The following is a 2,248-nucleotide window of genomic DNA, read 5'->3' on the forward strand; positions in this document are numbered from 1 at the left end:
TTGCGGTTGGTCGACTTCTGGTCGATGGACACCGCCGGTGACAAGCCCTCGATGAAGTCAACGTCGGGCTTGTCCATCTGGCCCAGGAATTGGCGCGCGTAGGCAGACAGCGATTCGACGTAGCGCCGCTGCCCCTCGGCGAAGATCGTGTCGAACGCCAGCGAAGACTTTCCCGAGCCGGACAGCCCGGTGAAGACGATCAACGCGTCACGCGGCAAATCGAGCTCGACGCTGCGCAGGTTGTGCTCGCGCGCACCCTTGACGATCAGGCGCTCAGCCAACGGGTCCCTTTCAGAGTCACCACGTTCCCCATGCTATGTGCCCGTACCGACAACCAACTCTTGAACAGTAACGTGACCCATATGACTGTCCTCGACGACAACTACACCGGTCACGTCGACCCGGGGACCGCGGCACGCCGCACGCTGCCCGGCGTAACGATCCTGAAGGCGTCGGTGGGGCCTATGGACAACAACGCCTACCTGGTGTCGTGTTCCGAGACCGGTGAAACGCTGCTGATCGACGCCGCCAACGACGCCGAGGTGCTCATCGACCTGATGCGCCGCCACGCCCCCAAGGTGTCGCTGATCGTGACCAGCCACCAGCATTTCGACCACTGGCAGGCGCTGGAAGCGGTCGCTGGGGCCACCGGTGCGCCGACAGCGGCCCACGAGATCGACGCCGGCCCGCTGCCGGTCAAACCGGATCGGCTGCTAGCCAACGGCGACACGGTCCAGATCGGCAAGCTGACCTTCGACGTCATCCACTTGCGCGGTCACACACCCGGATCGATCGCGCTGGCCCTCGACGGCCCTGCTACGGGCGGTGTCACCCAGCTGTTCACCGGCGACTGCCTGTTTCCCGGCGGTGTCGGCAAGACCTGGAAGGCCGGGGATTTCGACCAATTGCTCGACGACGTCATCACCCGGGTGTTCGACGTCTACGACGACTCCACGGTGGTCTACCCCGGGCACGGCGACGACACCACGCTGGGCGCCGAGCGGCCCAAACTCGGCGAGTGGCGCGAGCGCGGCTGGTAAATAGCACGCGAAACGCCCTGCAGCGCCTAAGCTTTGCGGGGTGAGGGTCGGCATCGACTTCGGCACCACGCACACCGTCGTCGCCGTCGTCGACAGGGGCAACTACCCCGTCGCGTCGTTCGAAGGCATCGACGCCTGGCCGTCGGTGATCGCCGCCAACGAGGCCGGCGAACTGCGTTTCGGTTTGGACGCTGCCGCGATGCGACGCGAGCCGGGTTGGGCGGTGTTGCGGTCGTTCAAGCGGCTGCTCAACAACGCCGGCCCGCGCACGACGGTCGACCTGGCCGGCCGCTCCTACCGGTTAGCTGACCTTTTCGTGGGCTTTCTCGCCCAGCTCAAAAGCGACCTGCAGGAGCGGTCGAACGTCGATCTGTCGCCGGGCCAGCGAATCCAGGCCGCGATCAGCGTGCCGGCCAACGCCTCCAGCGCCCAACAGTTTTTGACGCTGGACGCCTTCACGCAGGCCGGCTTCGACGTCGTCGCGCTGCTCAATGAGCCGTCGGCGGCGGGCTTCGAGTACGCCCACCGCTACCGCTCGATGATCACCGCCAAACGCGAATACGTCCTGATCTACGACCTCGGTGGCGGCACATTCGACGCGTCACTGCTCAAGATGACTGGACGCCTCAACGAGGTGGTCACCAGCGAGGGCATCCAGCGCCTCGGCGGCGACGACTTCGACGAGGCGATATTGCAGCTGGTCCGCAACCGCGCCAAGCTTCGCAGACTCGATGCCGCCGCCCGGGAGCTGCTGCTCGAGGAGTGCGCTGCTCGCAAGGAAGCTGTCGGCCCCAACACGCGCCGCTTCCTGGTCGACCTCGAAGCGGTCGGCAAGCCGCCGTTCTCCTGTCCGATCGACGACGTGTATGCGGTCTGCGCGCCGCTGGTCGACAAGACGGTCGCGGTCCTCTCGCGCGTCCTGGCGGACGCCGCCGGTGACGAGGTGGATTGGTCGGAGGTGGCGGGCATCTACGTGGTGGGCGGCGCTGGAAGCTTCCCGCTGGTCGCCCGTAAGCTGCGCACCGTGCTGGACGAGAGGTTCGGCGAGAAGCGGGTCAAACGCTCACCGCATCCGTTTGCGGCGACGGCGATCGGGTTGGCGGTGTTCCTCGACAAGGAGTCCGGATTCGCGCTGTCTGACCGGCTTTCGCGGCATTTCGGGGTGTTCCGCGAAGCGCACGCGGGAGAAGACGTCAGCTTCGACCCGA

3 protein-coding genes are annotated in these 2,248 nt (G+C 66.2%); 2 read left to right on the forward strand and 1 reads right to left on the reverse strand.

The genetic code is table 11. The annotated features are described in order from the left end of the window. A partial coding sequence (locus VFA16_RS21310; protein ID WP_324969741.1) for a hypothetical protein occupies window positions 1-281 on the reverse strand: 281 nt, incomplete at its 3' end. 81 nt (window positions 282-362) lie between these two features. On the opposite strand from VFA16_RS21310, the gene VFA16_RS21315 reads away from it, so the two are divergent. Together VFA16_RS21315 and VFA16_RS21320 are read left to right on the forward strand one after the other, a co-directional pair. Next, the gene (locus VFA16_RS21315; RefSeq protein WP_324969742.1) at window positions 363-1,040 is read left to right on the forward strand and encodes an MBL fold metallo-hydrolase; all 678 of its coding nucleotides are present in this window, start codon (window positions 363-365) and stop codon (window positions 1,038-1,040) included. Between the two features lie 40 nt (window positions 1,041-1,080). After that, window positions 1,081-2,248, forward strand: a 1,168-nt coding sequence (locus VFA16_RS21320; protein WP_324969743.1) for an Hsp70 family protein, incomplete at its 3' end; no start/stop codon positions are given.

The sequence above is a fragment of the Mycobacterium sp. genome (assembly GCF_035653355.1).
GTDB lineage: Bacteria > Actinomycetota > Actinomycetes > Mycobacteriales > Mycobacteriaceae > Mycobacterium.